The following is a 15,477-nucleotide window of genomic DNA, read 5'->3' on the forward strand; positions in this document are numbered from 1 at the left end:
ACGGCTCGTGACGCGGGTCCGCGCGAGGTGCGCGGGCGCCCGTGCGAGGAGCAGGAGGAGCAGTGGCGCACGCTACGCACGCACTGCTGGCGCTCCTCGCAGCTTCTCCTGTTTCATCCACTGAGCGCAGTGCCGCGGGCGACCGGCCGGGACCCGGAACCGCGTGCCAGCAGGCGATCGTGCGCCGCGAGGACGTCCTCGACGCGCACTCCGGACAGGCACGGGTGCCCCGGGACCGGGCACTCCCGCGCACGGCTGAGGCGGCAGGCAGCCGCCTGGTCACCGAGCAGTTCGACGTCCGGCGTGTACGGCGCCCACTTCACGGCGGGCACGACCGGGGAGAACAGACTGACGATCCGCGCGCCGACCGCGGCGGCGAGGTGCGCCGGCCCGGTGTTCCCGACGACGACGACCTCGGCGCCGGCGAGCACGGCGGCGAGCTCCGCGGGCGAGGTGCGACCGCCGAGGTCGACCGCGCTGTCGCCTGCGACGGCCGCCGTGAGCGCCCGCTCGCCGGGGCTGCCGGTGACGACCACCGGGACCCCGCGCTCGGCGTAGGCCGCGACGAGGGCGCGGTGGTGGTCCTCCGGCCAGGAGCGCGCCGGGACGCTCGCTCCGGGGTGCACGACCACGTAGCGGTCCAGCGCGGCCACCTCGGGCGGTGCGACGGCGTCGTGCCGCACTGCGAGCCTCCCGTCGTCACCCGGCGGCAGGACGAACCCTGCGGCCTCGGCGATGCGGAGGGCACGCTCGGGTTCGGGCAGGTCCTCGGGCAGGTCCTCGCCCGGACGGAGCCGGACGTCGAGCAGCGACCCGGGGTGGTCCACCGACGCGCCGGACACCCGCGGTACCCCGGCCAGGCGGAGCAGCAGGGCGACCGGCAGGGGTGACTGGTGGAACGAGGTGAGCACGACGGCCTCGTCGGGCTGCTCCTCGGTGACGAGCGCGCGGAACTCGCCGAGCAGCGCGTCGTCGATCGGACGGGCGGTCTCGGTCACCCACGGGGCCGCCCAGACCCGGACCCGGTCGACACCGGGCAACAGGTCGGCGGCCGGGGAGCCCTGGGGGCCGCAGAGCATCGTGACGTGCGAGGCGCCGGCGGCGACGGCACGGACGGCGGGACCGGCGACCAGGACGTCGCCGAACGAGTCGAGCCGGACGACGAGGATGCGGGGGCCGGAGCGCGCGGCGTCGGTGCGTCGGGACTCCTCGGCGCCGCTCACGCGTGTGCTGCCGGGACGCGTGCCAGAACGAGGGACACCGCGTCGTCGAGGGATCCCGCGACCGTCTCGGCCGCGTCCACCTCCTCGGTGCGCGTCCGCGGGGTCGGCACCAGGATCCCCTGCGCGCCCGCGGCGGCGGCAGCCGCGACGTCGGCGCCGATGTCCCCGACGACGACGAGCTCCAACGGGTCGAGCCCGAGGCGGCGGGCCGCGTCGAGCACCATGCCCGGGCGGGGCTTCCGGCAGTCGCAGCCGTCCCCGGCGTCGTGCGGGCAGACGCACCAGACGTCGAACGGGCCGACCAGCTCGTCCACGCGGGCGTTCGTCGCGTCGACCTGTTCGCGCGTGGCCAGGCCCTTCGCGATCGCCGACTGGTTCGTCACGACCCCGACGCGCAGACCGGCCGCGCGGGCACGTTCGACCGCGCGGTGCGCTCCGGGCACGGGGACGACCCTGTGCGGGTCGGCGTTGTACGGGACGTCGATGACGAGGGTGTCGTCACGGTCGAAGAGCAGACCGCGGACGGTGCGGTCCTTCGCGAGAGCCATGCTCCTTGGTACCGCCCGGAGGCCGGGAACCGGCCCAGGCGTCGCCGGATACCGTCGGACCGTGACCGCAGTCCCCGCCCTGCCCCCGTCCGACGGACGCCCCGACTTGCTCGTCCTCCGCGCCATCAAGCTCGGTGACGCACTCGTCGCCGTCCCCGCCCTGCACGCGCTGCGCCGGGCGTTCCCCGGCCACCGGATCACGCTGGCCACGACCGCGTGGCTGGCCCCGGTCGTCGAGCTCCTGCCGGTGGACGTGCACCTCGCGCAGCACGGGCTCGACCACCCCATCGCCGCACCGGCCGGTGCGGTCGACGTCGCGGTCAACCTGCACGGCGCCGGTCCCGAGTCGTCCGACCTCGTCGCCGCCCTCGGTGCCCGTCGCGTGATCGGACACGCCGACCCGACCCACGGGTACGAGGGTCCCGTGTGGCCCGACGACGTGCACGAGCGGGAGCGCTGGGCGGACCTGCTCACCTGGCACGGCATCCCGGCCGACCCGGACGAGGTCGCCATCGCACGCCCCGTCGCCCCGTCGGTGGCGCCCGGCGCGGCGGTCGTGCACATCGGCGCCTTCCACGGCGCGCGGCACTGGCCGACGGACCGCTTCGCCGCCGTGGTGCGCGGCCTGCGCGAGCGCGGCCTCGACGTGGTCCTGACGGGAGGCGCGGACGACGTCGAGCGCGCCACCGCCGTCGCGCAGGCAGCCGGCCTGCCGCCGGAGGCGGTCCTCGCCGGTGCGTTGGAACTGCAGGCCTTCGCGGGCGTCATCGCGTCGGCCGCGCTCGTCGTCACGGTCGACACCGGGGCAGCGCACCTCGCCTCCGCCTACGGGATCCCGTCGGTGGTGGTGTTCGGTCCGGCGCCGCCCGAGGCGTGGGGCCCACCGGCAACGGGTCCGCACGTGGTGCTCACCGATGCATCCGTCCGGCGGGGCGACGTCTTCGCCGAGGACCCGGACCCGGCGCTGCTCGCGGTCGGGGTCGAGGACGTGCTCGCCGCGGTCGACTCGCTGCCGGTCGATCCCGCCGCTGCCGCTGCCGCCGCCGCCGCCGCTCCGGCCGGACCGGTCCCGTCGCCGTGAACGCGCCGGGCATGCGTCGGTAGCGTCGAGGAGTACCTGTCCTGCTCGAAGGGAGCGCCCCGTGTTCGAAGCCGCCAACATCCGTGACTGGATCGGCCTGCCCGTCGTCGACGAGACCGAGGACAAGATCGGCACGCTCGAGAGCATCTACTACGACACCGCGACGTCGGAGCCCGCGTTCGGCGCCGTCACGACCGGGCTGCCCGGGTTCCAGAAGCTGCTCTTCGTCCCGCTCGTCGGCGCGACGGTGGCGCCGAAGCACCTGCTCGTGACCTTCCCGAAGAAGCTCGTCAAGGACGCGCCGTCGATCCCGACCGACGGTGAGCTCGAGGCCTCGACCGAGCCGGTGCTGTACGAGCACTACGGCCTGCAGTACCAGACCGGCAGCAACGGGGAGCGGCGCCTGGGACGCCGCTGACACCGACGCTCGGGTCGGGCAGGTACCCTTGCCCGTCCCGTCGTCGCGCTCATCCGGAGGCCCCCCTGCACCGCACCGCCCGCCCGAAGCGCCTGACCGCCGTCGCCGCCGTGCTCGCGGTCCTCGCCGCGGCGGTCGTCGCACCGTGGGGTCCCGTCGTGGGGGCGTCGACCGACGGTGCCGTGGCGGCGCCGATGTGGCCCGTGCCGGCGCCGTACCCGGTGACGGGCGACCCGGTCGAGACCCTGGCGGACCTGCCGCCGGGCAGCGAGTACGTCGCACTCGGTGACTCGTACTCGGCCGGCTACGGCCTGTCCGACCCCACGCACCTGCCGACGAGCGCGTGCGGCCAGTCGGCGCGGGACTACCCGCACCGGCTCGCCGCGCGGTTCGGGTTCGCCCTGACCGACGTGACCTGTGCCGGCGCCACCAGCCGCGACGTCGTGTCCGGGTACCAGTTCCGCGGTGTGCCGCCGCAGGTCCGTGCGCTGTCCGAGGACACCCGGCTCGTCACGCTGACGATCGGCGGCAACGACGCCGACCTCTTCGGCACCGCCGCGTCCTGCCTCGCGCTGTCGTCCCGCGGCCCGGTGTTCTCCGGCCGGGACGCGCCGTCCTGCCGCAGCACGCTCGTGCACGACGGCGTGGACGACCTCGAGGTGCGCATCCGGTCGCGGGTGGCCCTCGGGATCGCGGACACCCTCGCCGCGGTCCGACAGGCCGCCCCGAACGCGGTCGTGGTGTTCCTCGGCTACCCGGCGATCTTCCCGGACGCAGCGCACACGCCGGCGAAGGGCTGCTTCCGCTCGGCGCTCGACCTCGGGTCGCTCGTCGGGTCGTTCCCCCGGGACACGTACCCGTTCACGAACAGCGACGTCCGGTACCTGCACGGGATCCAGGAGTCGCTCGACGAGGTCTCGGCGTCCGCGGCCGAGGCGGCCGGGGTGCCGTTCGTCGACGTGTTCGCGGAGTCGCAGGCGCACTCCGCGTGCGCGACCGACCGACCGTACGTGTCGGGCGTCTCGCTCTCCGGCACGGGCGACCTCAGCAGCATCGACATGGAGCCCGGCGCCCTGCACCCGAACGGTCGCGGGGTCGCCTGGCTGACGCGGCAGCTCGCGGCGGAGCTGCGGACGCTCGCGGGCTGACGGTCGGACCCTGCGGCGGACAGCGGACGACCCCGCCCCTGACGGCCGACGGCTGTGGGCTGACCACCGGCGTTCGACGGCGGCGGTCGGCGTCAGGCGGTGCCTCCGGCGGCCGCACCGGTGTGGGCCGCGGGCGGCACGACGCACACGGGCGCCACGGTCTCGCGCAGCACGTCGTGCAGGACCGACCCCGACAGCGCGTGCACGTGGCCGACGCCGAGCACGACGAGCGAGGCCCGCCGCGTGTGCGCGGCGATCGCCCGACCAGGGTGGCCCTCCACGAGCAGCGCGTGGACCCGGACGTCCGGGTGTCGAGCGCGGACCTCGACGGTGATCCGCTCGAGCAGCTCGGCGTTCCGGGACCGCCACCGCAGGGGGTCCTCGGCGAAGTCGGTGAGCCCGGTGCGGGTGAGCACCGGCATCTCCCAGGCGCGCAGGAGCGTCAACCGGCGGTGCGTGCGGCGTGCCTCGGCGACGGCGATCGCCTCGGCGTGCTCGTCGACCGGCTCGTCGACCGCCAGGACCACGTCGCCCGCGATCGGGTGCGGCCCCTCCGGCACGACCACGGTCGGCACCGCCGCACGCTCGGCGATCCGGGCCGCCTCGCCGCCGGCCGTCGATCCGCGCCGGTTCCGGAAGGTCCCGACGACGAGCACGTCACCGTCGTCGGACTCCTCGACCAGCGCGTGCGCCGGGTGCCCGGCATGCCGACGGACCACCACCCGGGCCTGCGGCAGCGCCGACCGGACCGCTGCCGCGACGGCGTCCGCGACCCCCGCACCGGTCGGTCCGGTCCTGCTCTCGCTCGCCGGGTCCGCCCCGATCACGTGCACCCGCTCGACACCGGTCCCGGCACGTGCAGCGAGCCACCGGACCGCCTCGTCGTGTGGTCGTGCCGCGTCCGCCGCGAGCGTGACCGCCCTCCACCGTCCGTCCATCCCGACCGACCTCCTCGTCGTGCAGGTCCAGCGGGGCGTCGCCTGGCGCTCCTGGGGCGCAGCGTACGCCGCACTGGCCGTCGCCGGCCGGTCCGGGGCCGGTCGTCGTACGCTCGGGGCGTGGTCACCAGCGCCGGACTCCTGCTCCACCGCAGTGCACGCGTCGACGGGACGACGCAGGTCTTCGTCGCGCACATGGGCGGACCGTTGTGGCGGGGTCGTGCGAGGGCGTGGTCGATCCCCAAGGGGCTCCTCGAGGACGGGGAGGACCCCCTGGCCGCGGCCCGCCGCGAGTTCGCTGAGGAGATCGGCGTCGCCGCGCCGGACGGCCCGGCACTGGACCTCGGCGAGGTCCGACAGGCGTCGGGGAAGCGTGTCCGGGTCTTCGCCGTGCGGGCGGACGACTTCGCGGTCGACGCGGTCCGGAGCAACACGGCGCTGGTCGAGCTGCCGCGCGGGTCCGGCCGGTTCGTCGAGGTGCCCGAGGTCGACGACGCACGGTGGGTGACCGTCGACGAGGCGCGCGAGCTGCTCGTGGCCGGTCAGGTCGCCGCGCTCGACCGGCTGCTCGTGGCGGTGGAGCGGCCGCTCCCGGAGGGCTGACCCGGACGCCGAGACGCTGGGACACGCGAGCGGGGCGGGTCGACACCGGTCGACCCGCCCCGCTCCCGTCCGAACGCGTCAGCGCCGCCGCTGGGCCTGTATCGACCCCGTCGCGGTCGAGACGGATCCGGTGACCACGCCGACGGACCCGGTGATGGTCGCGATCGCCCGACCGACGACGGGCACCGAGGACGTGACGACGGCGAGCGACGAGGTGATCGCCTCGACCGAGGTGGTGGACAGGTGCTCCTGCGCGTGCGTGTGCACCGGGAAGCCACGGCGCGCCGCGAGCACGACGCCGAGCGAGCCGACCAGGACGACGGCTCCGGCGAAGGGCAGGTACTGCAGACCGACCGCGCTGAGCGCCTGACCGCCCACCGCTGCACCGCCCGCGATGCCGATGTTCGACGCGCCGTTCACCAGGGCACCGGCGATGTCGGGGGAGACGCCTCCCGTCCGGATCGCCGCAGCCATGAACAGCGTGCCCGTCGTGCCGTTCGCGGCCATCCAGACGCCCGCGACCACCATGGTGCCGAGCAGCGACCCGTGCACGAACGGCAGGACCGCGAACGCGACGGCCATCACGGCGACGGCGACGATCAGCGTCTGCCGCGGTGCCCGGTCGACGAACGTGCCCGCGAGCCACAGCCCGACGATGCCGGTCCCGCCGAGCACCAGCAGCGCGCCGCTCACCATGCCGGCGTCGAGTCCGGCGTCGATCGCGTAGGGGCCGATGTAGGTGTAGACGACGTAGTGCCCGGCGAAGAGCAGCAGGTCCGCGACGACGACCGAGAGCAGGCCGGTCCGTGCCCAGGCCCGCGGCGAGCCGATGTGCGGGGAGGCGGTCCCGCTCACCGCCGGCAGGAACGCGAGGGCGACCACCGCGAGCACGGCCGCGGCGAGCGCCACGGCGCCCACGGCGGGGCGCCACCCGATCGTCTGCGCGACCCACGTGGCGAGCGGTACGCCGAGGACGAACCCGAGCGAGCTGCCGGAGTAGACGAAGGCGATCGCCCGCCCCGCGAGTCGCGGCGGCACGATGCGCGTTGCGTACGCGGACGCCACCGAGAAGAAGAGTGCGTGCGCGACACCGCCGACGACGCGGCCCGCGCACACGACGGCGAAGCTCGGTGCGACGGCGACGAGCACGTTCGAGACCGCGTAGCCGACGAGCGTCGCGACCAGCACCGCCTTGCGGGGGAGCCGTGCCGTCAGCGAGGTCAGCGGGAGGGCGAGGATCGCCACGGCCGCCGCGTAGACGGTGACGACGATGCCCATCGTCGACTCGCTGACGTCGAGGTCACGGCTCATCGTGCCGAGCAGCCCGACCGGCATGAGCTCCGTGGTGATCGCGAAGAAGGTGGCGAGCCCGAGCACGGCGATGCCGACGATCGACTGGGTGGTGACGGTGATCGGCCGCGTGTTCGTCGACACGGCCGAGGTGGTGGTGTTCGTGGACACGCTGCTGACCTCCTCCGGGGAACGCCGGAGCGCGCGTCGGACCGGCCGTCGTGACGGCGGTGCGCGGAGCGCGCTCGCGGTGGGTGTGGTGCGGGTCGGACGACCCGGTGATGTGACGACTCCACGGCGAGTGCGCTCCTCCAGTCTTGCACGGAGCATCCGGATCGCGCGAGGGGGTCGCCGAAGATTCTTGTAGCGCTCCAACGAGATGCACGGGAACACATTCCCGATCGGGCCCGGTCAGTTCTCGTTCGTGACCGTGCCCTGCACGCCGCCACCGCGCAGCGTGATCGTCAGCGTCCCGCTCGTGGACTGTGCGGAGAGCGACACGTTCCCGTGCAGGGCGTCCTCGCGTGGGTAGCAGGCCGTGGTCGACTCGAGGCGGTTCGCGGTGGCCACCAGGCAGATCGTCTCGCGGTCGGTCCCGACCCCGGCCCACACGTTCCAGGGGGTCTCGAACGAGCTGCCGTCCAGGGCCCGGTTCGTGAAGACGAGTCGCGTCGACCGGAGGCTCACCGGGGCCTCGACCGGACCGGGCAGCTGGTCCGCGTAGGTCTGCGGGATGTCGAGGAGCTCCTCGAGCGTGATCGCCCCCGGCGTCGGCGTCGTGCTCGGTGCGGCGACCTGCTGCCCGTCGGAGGTCCCGACCAGCGTGCCCGCCGCGAACGCCAGGCCGACGACGACCGCCGCGCCGAGCGCGATCCACACGCGCGGTCGCGCGGTCCAGAGCAGCCCGCTCGCCCGCGTCCGCCACGTGGTCCGCTCGGCCGGGAGGCCCGCCCCACCGTCGTCGGGGAGCACGCCCGGTCCCGTGGTCGGTTGCCGGTCCACGGTCGGCCCGCCCGGTCCGGTGGCGGTCAGCGGTGCGTCCGCTGCCGGTCGCATCGCGTCGGGCGCCGCCACCGGTACCGCTCGAGTCGCGCCGGGCGCCGGTTCCGGTCGCGTCGCGCCGGGCGCCGGTGCCGGTCGCGTCGCGTCCGACTCCGCGGTGGTCGGGGTCGCTGCCGACACGGTGCCGCGGGCGACGTCGGCCCCGGAACCCCCGAGGTCGCGGAGTGCCAGCCGAGCGCGCGCGGCGACCTCGGGCTCGACCCCGGCACCCCAGGCGAGGGCCTCGAGTCGTGCCCGTTCCGCCGTGACGTCCTCGTCGGCCATGCGCGCTCCCGGTCCGGACGCACCGGACACCCTCATGCTCCCACCCCGACGGCGTCGCGTCCGGCCCCCGAGTGGGTGCTGTCCGGTCGCCGAGGGGGTGCCGTCCAGTGCCCGAGGGGTAGACGGGACGCATGACCACCGACGCAGGAACCGGCCCCAGCGCCCCGGAGCACGACGGCACCCGGCACGACACCGTCCGCCACGACGCTGATCCCGAGACCCTCGAGGCGCTCAGCCACGACACGCAGTCCGGCGAGGCCGACTACGTGGCGACCAGTCCGGGCGGCACCGGCACGGAACGGCACGTCCCCACCCCCGACGAGGAACAGGGCCGCGGCACCGAGTACGACCCGGTCGACCAGGGCCCGCAGCAGGAGGGCCAGGGCGGCTGACGCCTTTCGTCCTCAGTGCACCAGACGCCGCAGCACGGCGCGCTCACCGACGGCCCAGACGGCGCTCGTGACGACGTACAGCGTGGCGGCCAGCGGGACGACCGCGGCGAAGACGACGGACACGAACGGCACCCACCGGACCAGCACCGCGGTCGCTCCGGCTCCCGGCTGCCCGGCTGCCGGGGCCTCGACCGGGTTCCAGTGTGCCGCGGCCCGGCGCGACGCCTCGATCGCGACCGCCAGGACGGCGAGCAGCACGAGCACCACCCAGGCGTGACCCCACAGCGGTGACGTGACGACGGCGAGCAGCGTGTGCCCCAGCGGGATCCCGACCAGCGTCGCGTCTAGCAGGGCGTTCGCGGCGCCGGCGATCGACGCGTGGGTGAACAGGGCGTACACGAGCGACAGCACGGGTGCCTGCGCGAGCACCGGGAGGCAGCCGGCCAGCGGGGAGACGCGTTCCGAGGTGTACAGCCGCTGCACGGCCTCCTGCAGGCGGCGGGTGTCGGACCCGTACCGTCGGCGCAGTGCGGCGAGCTGCGGCGCGAGCCGTCGACGGTCGCGCTCGGCCCGGACCTGCAGGACGGAGAGCGGGACGAGCACGATGCGCACGCCCAGGGTGAGCGCGACGACCGCCAGTGCGGCGGCCGTGCCCCCGGCGACGGGGGAGAGGGCGTCGGTGAGGGTGGTGAGCAGGTCGGCGCCGACGTGCAGCAGGCCGCTGACGACGGGCAGGGTGGAGAGGTCCATGACGTTCCGTTCGGTGGAGGGGTCGGTGACGACGTGACCCGACCACTCGCGGGTGGTCAGGCCGGTGTCGGCACTCCCGGTGCTCGCGACCGCACCTGGCCGTCGGCGTCCGGGTGGCTCCACGCGATGCGCGTCGGCCGTTCCACCGCCGCGCCGGTCCGCTCGGCGGCCCCGACGTCGGGATCGACACCGAGCGCCGTCGCGAGCAGCCGGACGACGAGCACCGTGACTGCGACCGCGGCGAGCCCGAGCGCCGCCACGGCGAGCAGGGGTGCCGGCGACCCACCCGGGCCGAGCAGGGCAGCGTCGCCGGTCTGCAGCACCGCGAGGGCGCGCAGGAGGAGTTCGACGACGGTCATGGTCCGTTCAGCGTAACCCCCGCGTGCCGCAGCGGACCGGCAGGTCCGCAACGGGCAGGATCGGGCCATGACCGCAGGATCGCCGAGCACCCCAGCGACCCTCGCCCTCGAGCGGGCGGGGATCCCGTTCACCCCGCACGTGTACGAGCACCACGAGACCGCCACGAACTTCGGGGAAGAAGCAGCCGCGGCGCTCGGGCTCCGCGAGGACCAGGTGTTCAAGACCCTCGTGGTCTCCGTGGACGGTCAGCTGGCGGTGGCGGTCGTGCCCGTCGCGAACCGGCTCGACCTCAAGGCGATCGCAGCGGCACTCGGCGGCAAGAAGGCCACGCTCGCGCAGCCGGCCCTCGCCGAGAAGCGGACGGGCTACGTGGTCGGCGGGATCAGCCCGGTCGGCCAGAAGACGCGCCTGCGCACGGTCGTCGACGCATCCGCCCTCGAGCACCCGAGCATCTTCGTCTCCGGTGGCCGCCGCGGGTTCGACATCGAGGTCGCTCCCGAGGATCTCGTCCGGGTCACCGAGGCCTCGACGGCGCCCATCGCTCGGACCTGAGTCGGTCTGACGCAACTTTCTGCGCCTGCCGGGAATGGAGCGGGCCCCCTGCGTTGCATTGAGTCGAAGGCACTCAAGTTCCCAGGAGGTCCCTTTGCCAGCAACGTTCGGCCCGACCGGTGGCGACGACGCGTTCGACGCGTTCCTCGCCCGGCTCATCGCGGCCCAGCAGGCCGGTGCCCAGCGATCCGTACCGCTGGGACGCCCGGTCGACATCACGCGACTCCTCAGTCGACGCACCCACGAACTGCTCCAGCGCACCGCTGAGTACGCCGTCGCGCAGGGCCAGCTCGAGATCGACGCCCTGCACGTCCTGCACGTCCTCGTGCACACCGAGCCGTTCACCGCAGTCGTGCGCAGCGCCGGCGTCGACCCGGAGCAGCTCGCCGCCGAGGTCGAGCAGCGGCTCCCCGTCCCGGCGGAGTCCCGTCCCGAGCGCACCGGACAGCCCGCGCTGACCGGCACCGCGCAGCGGATCCTGCTCGAGGCGACGCAGGCCGCCCGGGCCTTCGGCAGCACGTACACCGACCCCGAGCACGTCTTCTTCGCGCTCGTCACCGACCAGGACACCGTCGCCGGGCAGCTGCTCGCGAGCGCCGGCGTCACCCCGCAGCACCTGCAGGAGCACGCCCAGCAGGCCGCGGCAGCAGCACGAGAGGGGCGTCCGATGCCCGGAGCCACCGACACCACCGCCGAGTCCACGAGCGACACCCCGACGCTCGACCGGTTCGGCACCGACCTGACCGAGCGCGCCCGCGACGGGCGCATCGACCCGGTCATCGGCCGTGCGGACGAGATCGAGCAGACCGTCGAGGTCCTGCTCCGCCGCACCAAGAACAACCCCGTCCTCATCGGCGAGCCCGGCGTGGGCAAGACCGCGATCGTCGAGGGGCTCGCGCAGCGCATCGCCGACGGCGACGTGCCCGCGCTGCTCCAGGGCAAGCGCGTCGTGGCGCTCGACCTGGCCGGCATGCTCTCCGGCACCCGGTACCGCGGTGACTTCGAGGAGCGCCTGACCACGGCGATGGACGAGATCGCCGCGCACGCCGACGAGCTGATCGTGTTCGTCGACGAACTCCACACCGTCGTCGGCGCCGGTGGCGGTGGCGAGGGCGGCTCGATGGACGCGGGCAACATCCTCAAGCCCCGTCTCGCCCGCGGCGACCTGCACCTGGTCGGCGCGACGACCCTGGACGAGTACCGCCGGATCGAGAAGGACGCCGCGCTCGAGCGCCGCTTCCAGCCGGTCACGGTGGGGGAGCCGAGCGTCGAGGACGCCGTTGCGATCCTCACGGGGCTCGCCCCTCGGTACGCCGAGCACCACGACGTCACCTACACCGACGACGCCCTGCGCGCCGCGGTGGAGCTCTCGCACCGCTACGTCACCGACCGACACCTGCCGGACAAGGCCATCGACCTCGTCGACCAGGCCGGTGCCCGTCGTCGCCTCGCCCTGTCGGGCGACGTCGACGTCGAGGCGCTCCGCGACCAGGTCGCGGAACTGCAGGCCGACAAGGACCGTGCGGTGGCAGAGGAGCTGTACGAGGAGGCGTCGCGCCTGCGCGACGAGATCGACGGCCTGGAGGCGCGGATCACCGCAGCCTCGACGGGTGACGCGAGCAGCGCCTCCCGTCCGACCACCGCCGACCGCGTGATCACGGAGGCGGACATCGCGGAGGTGGTGTCCCGCGCCACCGGCATCCCGGCCACCCGCCTGTCCCAGGGCGACCGGTCCCGGCTCGCTGCGCTCGAGGACGAGCTCCACGAGCGCGTCGTCGGCCAGGACGACGCCGTGCGCGCGATCGCGACCGCGGTCCGGCGCAGCCGGACCGGCATGGGCGACCCGCGTCGCCCGGTCGGCAGCTTCCTGTTCCTCGGCCCGACCGGCGTCGGCAAGACCGAGCTCGCGAAGGCCCTGGCCGGGTCGCTGTTCGGCGACGAGTCGGCGATGCTGCGCTTCGACATGAGCGAGTTCGGCGAGCGGCACACCGTGTCGCGCCTGGTCGGTGCCCCTCCCGGGTACGTCGGCTACGACGAGGCCGGCCAGCTCACCGAGCGCGTGCGCCGCAACCCGTACTCGGTCGTGCTGCTCGACGAGGTCGAGAAGGCCCACCCGGACGTCTTCAACCTGCTCCTGCAGGTGCTCGACGACGGTCGCCTGACCGACGGGCAGGGGCGGACGGTCGACTTCCGGAACACGGTCGTCATCATGACGTCGAACATCGGGTCCGAGTTCCTGGCGTCGCGCTCCGGTGCGCTCGGGTTCTCGGCAGTCGGGTCCTCCGACGGGTACGCCGAGGAGGACCTCCGCGCCCGCGTGATGGGCAGGCTGCGCGAGGCGATGCGACCGGAGTTCATCAACCGCATCGACGAGATCGTGCTCTTCCGCAAGCTGGAGCGCTCGCAGCTCCGGTCGATCGTGGACCTGCTGCTGCAGGACACCGCGCTCCGGCTGGTCGCGCAGGGGATGACCCTGTCGGTGTCCGCCGCGGCGACCGACTGGCTGGCCGAGCACGGCCACGAGCCGGAGTACGGCGCCCGCCCCCTGCGTCGGCTCATCCAGCGCGAGGTCGACGACCGCATCGCGACCCTTGTGGTGGACGAGCAGGTGCACGACGGCGACACCGTCCGGATCGACGTCGAGGACGGCGGGCTCGTCGCCCACGTGTCCGCCCCGGCGACGGTCTGATCCGACCCGCTCGCACAGAACGGCCTCGGTACCCGATCGGTACCGGGGCCGTTCCGCGTCCTGCGACGTCCTCGTGGATGCAATTCCGGAAATGTTCGAGAAAGGGGTTGCGCTCGCATTCCCGACACCGATAGTGTTCACGAGCATCACCGGCTGTACGAGACCGAGAGGGGGCCGACACAATGATGATCTTCACGACGAACCCGTTCCGTGGAATCCGTGGGATCGGCGGCACCCCGCTCCGCTCGCACTGACGCGGGACGTCCCGCTCCAGCCGTTCTCCTCGATCGACCGAGGCTCTCGCACCGCTGCCATGACGGCGTGGTGAGACTGCTCTGGTCGGCCCGGCACAGCCCTGCTGCGCCGCGCCCCACCTGCATCGCCCCTCGCGGTCGCTCGTCGTCCTGACGGGCGTCCGAGCGGTCGGTTGCCCGTCCTGACGGGAACCGAGCGTGCGGCGGGTGGGTCGAGGACGGACTGCGAGCGGCGGACGTCTCACGCGACGGATCCACGCGGTGACCGCGACCGGTCACCGACAATGCAGCCGTGCGCATTCCTGCGCACCCTGCGCGCATTCCCGCCCGCATTCCTCGGGCGTTCTCGCGAGACCCTTCCTGACGCATTCGTGCGCTCGGTGAACGGGTTCTCCGCCATGCCCTCGGGCACACACGAGTCGTGCCCCCAGGCACGTACCACTCATGCCCTCGGGCAACCATCTGTCATGCCCTCGGGCACTCATGAAAGGCACCATCGTGTCGAACGACATCGACGTCCGTCCACCCGATACCCGCGCGGTGCGCCGCCGGGTCACCCTCGCCGATCGCATCGCCCTCCGGATCGGAATGTCGCTGATCATCTGGAGCCGTCGGACGCACCACGTGCGCCCATCGGTCGACTTCGCCACGCGGCAGCGGCTCGAACGCGAGCGGCGCGAGCGCGAACTCGCCCTGCTCGTGCAGACCGCTGCGATGCGCATGTGGCGCTGAACAGCTGCGCGCCGTCAGGGTCCGGCCCGCGGTCGGACCACGGAGACGACATCGAACCAGCGCGCTCGCCTGGTTCGGTGTCGTCTTCCTGGTTCGACGCCCGGAGCCTGCCGTGCAGGCAGCCTCCTCGAACCCCTCAGCGCTTCCGGTTCGCCACCAGCGCGACCGCGTACGACGGGTACCAAGTCCCCGCCGCCGGTCCACCGTTGCAGGTCCCGTCGCTCGCACCTGGCGTCTTGATCCAGAGCAGGGCGTCGAGTCGTGTGCGTCCCGCGGCCACGTGCGGACTGCGGCCCAGGCCGGCCCCCGTCGGGTTGCACCAGGTGCCGAGCCACCCGCGGGCGTTCCGCGACGTGTCGATCACGTACCGCGCACCGCCCGTCAGCGCGCTGAGCCGCTCGGCGTAGGCCCGCTCGCCGTCGACGCGGTAGAAGTTCGCCACGTTCGTGAAGAAGCCGCGGGCCTCGGCGATGCCGGCCTCCCGCAGGTAGGTCGCCTGCAGCTCCGGGTCGTTCCAGTTCTCGTTCCCGCCGTCGAGGTACGTGGGGACGCCCGCGGCGGCGTACTCGTGCACGGCCCCGGCGATGATCCCCGGGCGCCGCTCGCGTTCAGCGGTGCACGAGCTCAGGTGGGAGAGGGAGTCCGGCTCGACGATCACGACCGCGCGGTGCCCCCTGAGGTCGGCCGCGATGCGACGGTTCCACTCCGCGTACGCCGTCGGGGAGAGCCCGCCCGCCGAGTACCCGCCGCAGTCGCGGTTCGGCACGGCGTAGGTGACGAACACCGGTGTCCTGCCGACCCGCTCGGCGGCGGCGAGGTTCCGGGCGATCACCCGGTCCAGCGCCTCGCCGGTGTACCACTCGCCCAACCAGATCGCGACCGGCTGCTGCGCGATGGTCCGGGCCGCTGCGGCCTCGGTCGCCGTCCCCGACGTGCTGAGCGCCGACGCCGCCTGCGCGGCCTGGCTGTCCGGCTGCACGAACAGTCCGCCGGCGAAGACCTGCCCGGGCGTCGCGGTGTGGAGGGCTGCGGGCGGCAGCGGTCCGACGGCGGCCGCCGACGCGGCGGTCGGCGCCGTGACGACCGTGCCCGCCACCGTCGCTGCGAGCACGGTCGCGAGCGCGAGGGCGCGCGCGACCGTCGTCCTGGTCCTCGAGTGCATGGTCCCCGTCC

The 15,477-nt window shown here is 74.1% G+C and carries 16 protein-coding genes; 8 read left to right on the plus strand and 8 right to left on the minus strand.

The genetic code is table 11. The features are described from left to right. Nucleotides 1-113: 113 nt before the first annotated feature. Both LCG91_RS07825 and LCG91_RS07830 read right to left on the minus strand, forming a co-directional pair. Entirely contained in the window at nucleotides 114-1,223 is a 1,110-nt protein-coding gene (locus LCG91_RS07825; protein WP_224443046.1) for a glycosyltransferase family 9 protein, read from the minus strand. Then, entirely contained in the window at nucleotides 1,220-1,771 is a 552-nt protein-coding gene (locus LCG91_RS07830) for a D-glycero-alpha-D-manno-heptose-1,7-bisphosphate 7-phosphatase (protein ID WP_224443047.1), read from the minus strand. Before LCG91_RS07830 ends, LCG91_RS07825 begins: the two co-directional genes overlap by 4 nt. A gap of 61 nt (nucleotides 1,772-1,832) precedes the next feature. On the opposite strand from LCG91_RS07830, the gene LCG91_RS07835 reads away from it, so the two are divergent. The 3 genes from LCG91_RS07835 (at nucleotide 1,833) to LCG91_RS07845 (ending at nucleotide 4,418) form a co-directional block, all read left to right on the plus strand. Then, nucleotides 1,833-2,852: a glycosyltransferase family 9 protein gene (locus LCG91_RS07835; protein WP_224443048.1), complete on the plus strand. Its 1,020-nt coding sequence runs from the start codon at nucleotides 1,833-1,835 to the stop codon at nucleotides 2,850-2,852. Nucleotides 2,853-2,913: 61 nt separating this feature from the next. Beyond that, nucleotides 2,914-3,270: a PRC-barrel domain-containing protein gene (locus tag LCG91_RS07840; protein ID WP_058727884.1), complete on the plus strand. Its 357-nt coding sequence runs from the start codon at nucleotides 2,914-2,916 to the stop codon at nucleotides 3,268-3,270. A 110-nt stretch (nucleotides 3,271-3,380) separates the two neighbouring features. Continuing rightward, on the plus strand, nucleotides 3,381-4,418 hold the full coding sequence (locus LCG91_RS07845) for an SGNH/GDSL hydrolase family protein (protein ID WP_058727883.1): 1,038 nt from the start codon (nucleotides 3,381-3,383) through the stop codon (nucleotides 4,416-4,418). 92 nt (nucleotides 4,419-4,510) lie between these two features. Here LCG91_RS07845 and LCG91_RS07850 read toward each other — a convergent pair whose 3' ends face one another. Then, nucleotides 4,511-5,356 (minus strand): universal stress protein, encoded by an 846-nt coding sequence (locus LCG91_RS07850; RefSeq protein ID WP_224443049.1) that lies wholly within the window; start codon nucleotides 5,354-5,356, stop codon nucleotides 4,511-4,513. 120 nt (nucleotides 5,357-5,476) lie between these two features. Between LCG91_RS07850 and LCG91_RS07855 the strand changes: the two genes are divergently transcribed. Continuing rightward, nucleotides 5,477-5,959, plus strand: coding sequence for an NUDIX domain-containing protein (locus tag LCG91_RS07855; protein WP_224443050.1), 483 nt, complete (start codon nucleotides 5,477-5,479; stop codon nucleotides 5,957-5,959). 78 nt (nucleotides 5,960-6,037) lie between these two features. Here LCG91_RS07855 and LCG91_RS07860 read toward each other — a convergent pair whose 3' ends face one another. Together LCG91_RS07860 and LCG91_RS07865 are read right to left on the minus strand one after the other, a co-directional pair. Continuing rightward, nucleotides 6,038-7,420: an MFS transporter gene (locus tag LCG91_RS07860; protein ID WP_224443051.1), complete on the minus strand. Its 1,383-nt coding sequence runs from the start codon at nucleotides 7,418-7,420 to the stop codon at nucleotides 6,038-6,040. Nucleotides 7,421-7,660: 240 nt separating this feature from the next. Next, nucleotides 7,661-8,575, minus strand: coding sequence for a hypothetical protein (locus LCG91_RS07865; protein WP_224443052.1), 915 nt, complete (start codon nucleotides 8,573-8,575; stop codon nucleotides 7,661-7,663). Nucleotides 8,576-8,706: 131 nt separating this feature from the next. On the opposite strand from LCG91_RS07865, the gene LCG91_RS07870 reads away from it, so the two are divergent. Next, the gene (locus LCG91_RS07870) at nucleotides 8,707-8,967 is read left to right on the plus strand and encodes a hypothetical protein (protein ID WP_224443053.1); all 261 of its coding nucleotides are present in this window, start codon (nucleotides 8,707-8,709) and stop codon (nucleotides 8,965-8,967) included. Nucleotides 8,968-8,979: 12 nt separating this feature from the next. Here the strand turns inward: LCG91_RS07870 and LCG91_RS07875 are convergent, their stop codons facing one another. Then, nucleotides 8,980-9,717, minus strand: a complete 738-nt coding sequence (locus LCG91_RS07875; RefSeq protein WP_224443054.1) for a YidC/Oxa1 family membrane protein insertase — start codon at nucleotides 9,715-9,717, stop codon at nucleotides 8,980-8,982. 56 nt (nucleotides 9,718-9,773) lie between these two features. Beyond that, entirely contained in the window at nucleotides 9,774-10,076 is a 303-nt protein-coding gene (locus tag LCG91_RS07880; protein ID WP_224443055.1) for a hypothetical protein, read from the minus strand. A gap of 67 nt (nucleotides 10,077-10,143) precedes the next feature. Between LCG91_RS07880 and ybaK the strand changes: the two genes are divergently transcribed. The 3 genes from ybaK (at nucleotide 10,144) to LCG91_RS07895 (ending at nucleotide 14,304) form a co-directional block, all read left to right on the plus strand. Next, on the plus strand, nucleotides 10,144-10,629 hold the full coding sequence (gene ybaK, locus LCG91_RS07885; protein WP_058750132.1) for a Cys-tRNA(Pro) deacylase: 486 nt from the start codon (nucleotides 10,144-10,146) through the stop codon (nucleotides 10,627-10,629). Between the two features lie 94 nt (nucleotides 10,630-10,723). Further along, nucleotides 10,724-13,318 (plus strand): ATP-dependent Clp protease ATP-binding subunit, encoded by a 2,595-nt coding sequence (locus LCG91_RS07890; protein WP_224443056.1) that lies wholly within the window; start codon nucleotides 10,724-10,726, stop codon nucleotides 13,316-13,318. Between the two features lie 737 nt (nucleotides 13,319-14,055). Beyond that, on the plus strand, nucleotides 14,056-14,304 hold the full coding sequence (locus LCG91_RS07895; RefSeq protein WP_224443057.1) for a hypothetical protein: 249 nt from the start codon (nucleotides 14,056-14,058) through the stop codon (nucleotides 14,302-14,304). Nucleotides 14,305-14,440: 136 nt separating this feature from the next. Here LCG91_RS07895 and LCG91_RS07900 read toward each other — a convergent pair whose 3' ends face one another. Continuing rightward, a complete protein-coding gene (locus tag LCG91_RS07900) occupies nucleotides 14,441-15,466 on the minus strand; it encodes a glycoside hydrolase family 6 protein (RefSeq protein WP_224443058.1) in 1,026 nt (341 codons plus the stop codon). Between the last annotated feature and the right edge of the window lie 11 nt (nucleotides 15,467-15,477).

Origin of the sequence: Curtobacterium sp. TXMA1, assembly GCF_020162095.1 — a bacterium.
In the GTDB taxonomy this organism is placed as follows: Bacteria; Actinomycetota; Actinomycetes; order Actinomycetales; family Microbacteriaceae; genus Curtobacterium.